This window comes from Mycobacterium sp. (genome assembly GCF_035603715.1).
In the GTDB taxonomy this organism is placed as follows: domain Bacteria; phylum Actinomycetota; class Actinomycetes; order Mycobacteriales; family Mycobacteriaceae; genus Mycobacterium.
On the sequence record NZ_DATNJW010000602.1, the window covers coordinates 1 to 8,032 of the forward strand.

An 8,032-nucleotide genomic window follows, 5' to 3' on the forward strand; every position below is an offset into this window, starting at 1 on the left:
CCGGCAAGGACACTGCCGCGGGCCGCGCGGAACTATTGGCACGCCTCGATGAATCCACCGAAGCCCCAACCGCATTCGTGTTGCCGCTGCATAGACGCGACGACGACGGCGGCTGGGCCAGCGCAGATTGGCGACTTCGTCGCGGCCGCATCGTATTGGTGGACGGCGACTCGCCGGCAGGCCTTCGGCTGCCGCTCAACGCGATCAGCTGGAAGCCGCCGCGGCCGAGGTTCGACACCGACCCGACCACCGTCGGCGACGAGTTGCACCCGTCCACCGAGGCGGCGGAGGTCGACGACGACGAAACCGCGCCGACCACCGCGATGGTCGCCGAGGTGCGCGACGGGTTGCTCTACGTGTTCATGCCGCCGACCGAGGCGCTGGACCATTTCGTCGATCTGATCGGCCGGGTGCACGACGCCGCGGCGAAGACCGGCTGCCCGGTCGTCATCGAAGGTTACGATCCGCCGCCGGACCCGCGGCTCACCTCGACGACGATCACCCCCGACCCGGGCGTCATCGAAGTCAACATCGCACCCACCGCCAGTTTCGCCGAGCAGAGCCGGCAACTCGAAACCCTCTATGAGGAGGCCCGGCTGGCTCGCCTTTCTACGGAGTCGTTCCAGTTCGACGGCAGTCACAGTGGCACCGGCGGCGGCAACCACATCACGCTGGGCGGCATCACCCCGAAGGATTCGCCGCTGCTGCGCCGGCCCGACTTGCTGGTCTCGCTGTTGACCTATTGGCAGCGGCACCCGGCGTTGTCCTACCTGTTCGCCGGGCGGTTCGTCGGCACCACGTCGCAGGCGCCGCGGGTAGACGAGGGCCGTGCCGAGGCGCTCTACGAGCTCGAGATCGCCTTCGCCGAAATCGACCGGATCACTTCGCTTTCCGAGGGCGCTGCAGCCAATCCGTGGGTCACCGACCGGGCCCTTCGGCATCTGCTGACCGACATCACCGGCAACACGCATCGCGCCGAGTTTTGCATCGACAAGCTTTACAACCCGGACAGCCCGCGCGGCCGGTTGGGCCTTCTGGAACTTCGCGGCTTCGAGATGCCGCCGCATCTGCGGATGGCGATGGTGCAGTCGCTGCTGGTGCGGTCACTGGTGGCCTGGTTCTGGGACGAACCGCTGCGCGCTCCCCTGATCCGGCACGGCCCGAACCTGCACGGACGATACCTGTTGCCGCACTTCCTGATTCACGACATCGCCGATGTCGCCGCGGATCTGCGCGCGCACGGCATCGCCTTCGAGACCAACTGGCTGGACCCGTTCACCGAATTCCGGTTTCCGCGCATCGGCACCGCGGTGTTCGACGGCGTCGAGATCGAACTGCGTGGAGCCATCGAGCCGTGGAACACCCTCGGCGAGCAGTCCACCGCCACCGGCACCGCCCGCTATGTCGACTCGTCGATCGAACGCATCCAGGTGCGCATCATCGGCGCCGATCGGCACCGCTATCTGATGACCTGCAACGGCTACCCGGTTCCGCTGCTGGCCACCGACAATCCCGACGTGCACGTGGGCGGTGTGCGGTTCCGGGCGTGGCAACCGCCGAGCGCGCTGCATCCGAGCATCACCGTTGACGGTCCGCTGCAGTTCGAGCTCGTCGACCTGACCACGTCGACGTCGCGCGGCGGCTGCACCTATCACATCGCCCATCCCGGGGGGCGCGCCTATGACGAACCGCCCGTGAACGCCGTCGAGGCCGAGTCGCGTCGCGCCCGACGTTTCGAAGCCACCGGATTCACCCCCGGCAAGCTCGAGCTGTCTGATGTCCGGGAGATGCAGGCGCGAATTTCCACAGACATCGGCGCGCCGGGCATCCTTGATCTGCGACGCGTGCGTACCGTCCTGCGGTAATGGCCTCAGCAGAGATGGCAGTGCATTCCAGCGACGCGTCGGCAGCTTTTCACCACCGCACCGACGTCGACCGGCTGCTGGCCGGGTACCGCGCGACGCGTGCCCAGGACGCCCTGTTCGACCTGCGTCCGCCCGGCTTACGCGGCCCGGGGATCGGCTACGACGAGTTCGTCGACCAAGCCGGCAACGTGCGCCCCGCCTGGACCGAGCTTGCCGACGCGGTTGGTGACCGCGGCCGGGCCGGTCTACAGCGGCTGCGTTCCGCGGTGCACCAGCTGGTGGACAACGACGACATCACCTATACCCGGGTCGACCCCGCCACCGAATCCGCAACCAATGGCCAGGGCGAACCGCGGCCCTGGCGTCTGGATTCGCTGCCGTTGGTGGTCTCGGCTCCGGATTGGGAAGCACTCGAGGCGGGGCTGGTGCAACGGTCGCGGGTGCTCAACGCGGTGCTTGCCGACCTGTACGGCAGCCGTCGGTCGCTGACCGAGGGCGTGCTGCCACCGGAGCTGCTGTTCGCCGATCCCGGCTATGTCCGCGCCGCCAACGGAATCGAGGTGCCGGGGCACCACCAACTCTTCATGCACGCCTGCGATGTGAGCCGGTTGTCCGACGGCAGTTTCCAGGTGAATGCCGACTGGACCCAAGCCCCGTCGGGCGCCGGGTATGCGCTGGCCGACCGACGGGTGCTCACGCAAGCCCTGCCCGACCTTTACGAAAGGATCGGGCCGCGGCCGACGACTCCGTTCGCGCAGGCGTTGCGCCTGGCACTGATCGACGCCGCACCCGACGGCGTGCAAGACCCGGTGGTGGTTGTGCTCAGTCCGGGTATCTACTCCGAAACCTCGTTCGATCAGGCGTATCTCGCGACCCTGCTGGGCTTTCCGCTGGTGGAGAGTGCGGATCTGGTGGTGCGCGACGGCAAGTTATGGATGCGTTCGCTGGGTACCCTCAAACGCGTCGACGTGGTGTTCCGCCGCGTGGACGCGACGTATACCGACCCGCTCGATCTGCGCGCCGACTCGCGGCTCGGGGTGGTCGGGCTGGTCGAGGCGCAGCACCGCGGGACGGTGACCGTGGTCAACACCGTTGGCAGTGGCATCCTGGAAAGTGCTGGGCTGCAACGATTCCTGCCGGAACTGGCCACGCTGCTGCTCGGGGAATCGCCGCTGCTCGCCGGTACGCCCAGTTATTGGGGCGGCATCGACAGCGAACGTTCGCACCTGCTGGCGAATCTCTCGTCGTTGTTGATCAGGCCGACCATCGGCGGGCAAACCCTTGTCGGACCGACCCTTTCGTCGGAGCGACTGGCCGAGCTGGCCGCCTGCATCACCGCGATGCCGTGGCAGTGGGTCGGCCAGGAGCTGCCGCAGTTCTCGTCAGCGCCCACCAGTCACGCCGGTGAGTTCTCCGCGGGCCCAGTCGGCGTGCGGCTGTTCACGGTGGCCCAACGCGGTGGCTACGCGCCGATGCTCGGTGGCCTGGGCTACGTGCTGGCGCCGGGCCCGTCGGCGTACACATTGAAAACCGTTGTCGCAAAGGATGTCTGGGTCCGGCCGACGGAGCGTTCGCGGGCAGAGGCGGTGACCCTGCCGGCGCCGGAGGCACCGGTCAAGGCGGGCGCGGGCACCCTGGGAGTCAGCTCGCCGCGCGTGTTGTCCGATCTGTTCTGGATGGGGCGCTACGGCGAGCGGGCCGAAAACATGGCCCGGTTGCTGATCGCCGCGCGCCGGCGTTACTACGAATTCCGGCATCGCCAGGAGACGGCCGAAAGTCAGTGCATACCGGTGTTGATGTCCGCACTGGGCAGGATCACCGGCACCGATCCGGGGCCGGACGACCAGGCGGAGACGATCGCGATCGCGCCGTCAACGCTATGGTCACTCACCATGGACCGCGACCGGCCCGGCTCGCTGGTGCAGTCGGTCGACCGGCTGGCGCTGGCCGCCAGAGCGGTGCGCGACCAGTTGTCCAGCGACACCTGGGTGGTGTTGGCCGGCGTCGAACGCGTGTTGGCGCACAAGGCGGAGCCGCCCGACTCACTCGCCGAGGCCGACGCCGTGCTCGCGACCGCGCAGTCGCAGACGCTGGTCGCGATGCTGACGCTGGCCGGGGTGGCCAGTGAGTCGATGGTGCAGGACGTCGGCTGGACGTTGATGGACATCGGCAAGCGCATCGAGCGCGGCCTGGATTTGACCGCATTGCTGAACGCGACGGTGACGACCGTGCGGGCTCCGGCCGCGGAACGGACAGTCATTGAATCAACCCTGATCGCAGCGGAATCGGCGGTCACCTATCGCCGCCGTACGGCGGGCGAGGTCAGCGTGGCCGCCCTGGCGGAGTTGATGCTCTTCGACGCGACGAACCCGCGGTCGTTGGTGTATCAGCTGGAGCGACTGCGGACCGACCTCGGCGACCTACCCGGCTCATCGGGGTCATCGCGGCCGCAGCGGATGGTCGCCGAGATCAGCACCCTGCTGCGGCGGTCGAATCCCGAAGAACTGGCCCAGGTTTCCGCGGCCGGAGGCCGCAAGCAGCTAGCCGAACTGCTGACCGCGGTACACACCGCGCTACGCGAGCTGGCCGACGTGATCACCGCGACGCAGCTGGCACTGCCCAGCGATATTCAGCCGCTGTGGGGTGGCGACGAGCGGCGCATCATGCCGTGACGCTTTAAGCAGCAGGTTTGCCCGAATCCGCGGTCACCTCGTCGATGACGGCATGGATGAACTTCATCTTCTCCAGCACCGCCACCGGCAGCACGAACGGGTAGAGATCGTCGTGGCCCATCGACCGGTTGACCATGTTCAGCGACCACGACACCGGTAGCCACATGTCGATGATGGTGTTGAAAGCGCTGGGGCCCAACACCGGCCGATCGAAGGTCGCGGTCGCCGGTGCGAAACCCGACCAGGCCGCGGTGTCCAGCGTGTCCCGGATGTGCAGGTAGTGCGCGAACGTCTCGGCCCAATCCTCGGCGGCATGCATGGTGGCATAGGACGAGACGAATCGCTTCTTCCAGCCCTCGGGCGCACCCTCGCTGTAATGGCGGTCCAGCGCCTCCTGGTAGTCGGCGTCAGGGTCGCCGAACAATTCGCGGAACCGCGCGTCGTAGCTGCTTGACGGGGAGATCAGCCGATAGAAGTAGTAATGGCCGACCTCGTGGCGGAAGTGTCCCAGCAGGGTGCGATACGGCTCATCCATCTCGACCCGCAGCTGCTCACGGTGCACGTCATCGCCTTCGGCGAGATCTATTGTGATGACCCCGTTTTCGTGCCCGGTCATCACCGTTTCGTGTGCACTGGACAACAGCCGGAAAGCCAAACCGTAGTCGGGATCCTGATCGTGACCGATGATCGGCAGCTTCAGTTCATGCAACTCGGCCACCAGTCGGCGCTTGGCCGCTTCGGCGCGAGCGAACTCCACCAGGCCGGCGGTGTCGGCGTCGTTGGGACGCTCGGTAGTCAGCGCACACGACACGCACATCAGGGTGGGGCGGTTGATGGGAACCAACCAGTTGCATTCGGCCAGATGGCGATTGGCGCACAGCTCGTATTCGGCAGCGCTGACGAAGCCGGCACGATCGGCGTCTTCGCCGGTGGTGAGCACCAGCAGGGCCATCTCGTCGAGAGAAAACCCGAGCGGGCTGCCGCAGTTCAGGCACGCCGAATTCTCAAAAGTCAGGCGTTGGCCGCAGTTCGGGCAGTGGAAATCACGCATACAGTTCGTCACCTTCGTAGGGCACCACGTCGACGGACACGTCGATCACGCTCTTCTTGGAATTGGTGTAGATGATGCCCCGCAGCGGCGGCACGTCGGCGTAGTCGCGACCCCGGCCGACAATCACATATCGTTCGTCGACCATCTGGTTGTTGGTGGGATCCAGTCCCAGCCACTCGAATTGGCCTGGCGCTTGTGGCGTCCAGACCGCGGCCCAGGCGTGGGTTGCGTCGATACCGATCATGCGGTCCTTTCCGGGCGGCGGGTTGGTGGCCAGGTAACCGGAGACATAGCTGGCCGCCAAACCGTTGGCACGCAAGCAGGCGATCGCCAACCGCGCGAAATCCTGGCATACCCCTTCCCGGGCGCTCAGAACCTCGTTGACTCCGGTTGACACCGTGGTCGACCCAGAGCGGTAGGTGAAGTCGTCGTAGATCCGCGAGGTGAGGTCACGCAGCACCTCGCCGAGTGGTCGCTGCGGGACAAAGCTCGGCGCTGCGTAGTCGCGAACCTCGTCGGTGATCTCGGGTGGATTCAAGTCGAGGGCGAACTCGGTGGCCAAAGCGCCGCGCGCTCCTGCCGGGCGGGCCTGTTCCCAAGGCGCCAGCGCCGGTCCACCACCCCAACGCTCCGGCGGCGCCGGGTACACCTCGACGATCGACTCGCTGGTGATCGTCAGCGTCTGATGGGGTTCGGTGACGTGAAAATACGAGCTGACGTTGCCGTAGGTGTCCAGGCTCGTCGAGCTGTCCGCGGGTGGCGGCGAGATCGTCAGCTCGTGGAACAGGCAGCGCTGCCGCAGCAGATCGCGCGGGGTCAGGAAACCACGACCGTAGGAACTGGTCACCACGTCCGAGTAGCGGTATTCGGTGCGATGGGTGATCCGGTAGCGGGCCCCCGGGCCGGGCGGGTGCTGATCCGGCGACGTCACGCTGCAACACTAATGAGCCTCCACATCGCATGCAGCCCCCCGGCCTGGATCCGGCGCTTTGGCCGGCCCGATGAGAGCACAATGAGTCATGGCCACCTGGGACGACGTCGCCAGCGTCGTCGGTGAGCTGCAACTCACCGAGGAGCGATCGCCACACGAATGGCGGGTCGGCAAGAGGCTGCTCGCCTGGGAGCGTCCGCTGCGCAAGCCTGACTACGACGCGCTGGCTGCGCTCGGCGTCGAACCACCACAGGGCGACATCCTCGGCGTCCGGGTGGCCGACGAGGGCGTCAAGTTCGCGCTGATCGCCGATGACCCGGAGCTGTACTTCACCACCCCGCATTTCGACGGCTATCCGGCCGTCCTGGTGAAGCTCGCAGCGATCGACGAACCTGGGCTACGGGAGCTGATCGTCGAGGCTTGGCTGACTCAGGCCCCAAAACGCCTGGTCCAGGAGTTTCTCGACGAGAACAGGTGACTCATCGCGCCGGCCGCCAAGTCGCATCATCAGTCACTTGAGTAACAGTAGCATCACAGGCCACTCTAATTCACTCCATCACAGCTAGATAACTCAATTCACATATCTCACTCTAGTTATAAAACACACCAATAGTCACTTTAATTAACTCCAATTATCACCAGCAACAGAAAACGCTCTTTAAACAATTATCTCACTGAATTGCTAATGTCCCACGCATTGACTCTTTTCCCGCGTGTTTGTTAGAAGTGTTAAATGAGTCATTTAGGTGGGCTACTGAGCACGATGTGCAAGCACCTGGTGATAGCCACGTTGGTCGTCCTGGGTATGACGCTGCTGGTCAATCCGACCACCGGCGTGGCCTACGCGGACGGCATGAACTGGGACGCCGTGGCGCAGTGCGAATCAGGTGGCAACTGGCACGCGAACACCGGCAACGGGTTCTATGGCGGACTGCAGTTCAAACCATCTACCTGGGCCGCCAACGGCGGCATCGGCGACCCGGCGACGGCTTCGCGCGAGCAGCAGATCGCGGTGGCGAACCGGGTGCTGGCCACTCAGGGACCCGGCGCCTGGCCCAAATGCGGCGGCAATGGCCAGCTCTTCCCGATCCAAATCGTCAACATCTTCTTGCACCCGGTGCGCGGCACGCTGCAAACGATCTTGTCGCTGGTCCCGCATTAAGCCTTTCGCGGCCCGCGTGACCGCCCTGTGATAGGAGTCGTGATTGCCCTGTGACCGGGCGCCGCGAGAGCTCGGTTGACGGGCTAACTATCGGGTCCGGCTAACTCGCCGGCTGCAGCTCGAAGACCGGGATCACCCGCGTTGTCTTCGCCTGATACTCGGCGAAACCCGGGGCGGCCGCGGCGATCTGGCCGAATAGTTCGTCACGTTCGCCGGACGGCAACTCCCGCGCGGTGACGTCCGAGGACTCGTTACCGATTTCGATGTGTGCCGCCGGATTCGCCCGTAGATTGTGCACCCAGGCCGGGTTGACGTCGGACCCGGCGAATGACCCGATGATGAGCAGCTTGC

Annotated in this window: 7 protein-coding genes; 4 read left to right on the forward strand and 3 right to left on the reverse strand. The window is 65.7% G+C overall.

The genetic code is table 11. The features are described 5' to 3' along the window. A partial coding sequence (locus VN856_RS24700; protein WP_325694243.1) for a transglutaminase family protein occupies positions 1-1,865 on the forward strand: 1,865 nt, incomplete at its 5' end. 14 nt (positions 1,866-1,879) lie between these two features. After that, entirely contained in the window at positions 1,880-4,537 is a 2,658-nt protein-coding gene (locus VN856_RS24705; protein WP_325694253.1) for a circularly permuted type 2 ATP-grasp protein, read from the forward strand. A gap of 4 nt (positions 4,538-4,541) precedes the next feature. On the opposite strand, the gene VN856_RS24710 is transcribed toward VN856_RS24705, so the two are convergent. Then, positions 4,542-5,588, reverse strand: coding sequence for a putative zinc-binding metallopeptidase (locus VN856_RS24710; RefSeq protein ID WP_325694245.1), 1,047 nt, complete (start codon positions 5,586-5,588; stop codon positions 4,542-4,544). Then, complete coding sequence (locus VN856_RS24715; protein ID WP_325694247.1) at positions 5,581-6,519, reverse strand: transglutaminase family protein; 939 nt, start codon at positions 6,517-6,519, stop codon at positions 5,581-5,583. The genes VN856_RS24710 and VN856_RS24715 overlap by 8 nt, the downstream gene beginning before the upstream one ends. Before the next feature lie 88 nt (positions 6,520-6,607). Here VN856_RS24715 and VN856_RS24720 point away from each other — a divergent pair, with 88 nt between their 5' ends. Then, the gene (locus tag VN856_RS24720) at positions 6,608-6,997 is read left to right on the forward strand and encodes an MmcQ/YjbR family DNA-binding protein (protein WP_325694249.1); all 390 of its coding nucleotides are present in this window, start codon (positions 6,608-6,610) and stop codon (positions 6,995-6,997) included. A 327-nt stretch (positions 6,998-7,324) separates the two neighbouring features. Further along, the gene (locus VN856_RS24725; RefSeq protein ID WP_325694255.1) at positions 7,325-7,681 is read left to right on the forward strand and encodes a transglycosylase family protein; all 357 of its coding nucleotides are present in this window, start codon (positions 7,325-7,327) and stop codon (positions 7,679-7,681) included. A gap of 100 nt (positions 7,682-7,781) precedes the next feature. Here VN856_RS24725 and VN856_RS24730 read toward each other — a convergent pair. Beyond that, positions 7,782-8,032, reverse strand: a 251-nt coding sequence (locus VN856_RS24730) for a nitroreductase/quinone reductase family protein (RefSeq protein ID WP_325694251.1), incomplete at its 5' end; no start/stop codon positions are given.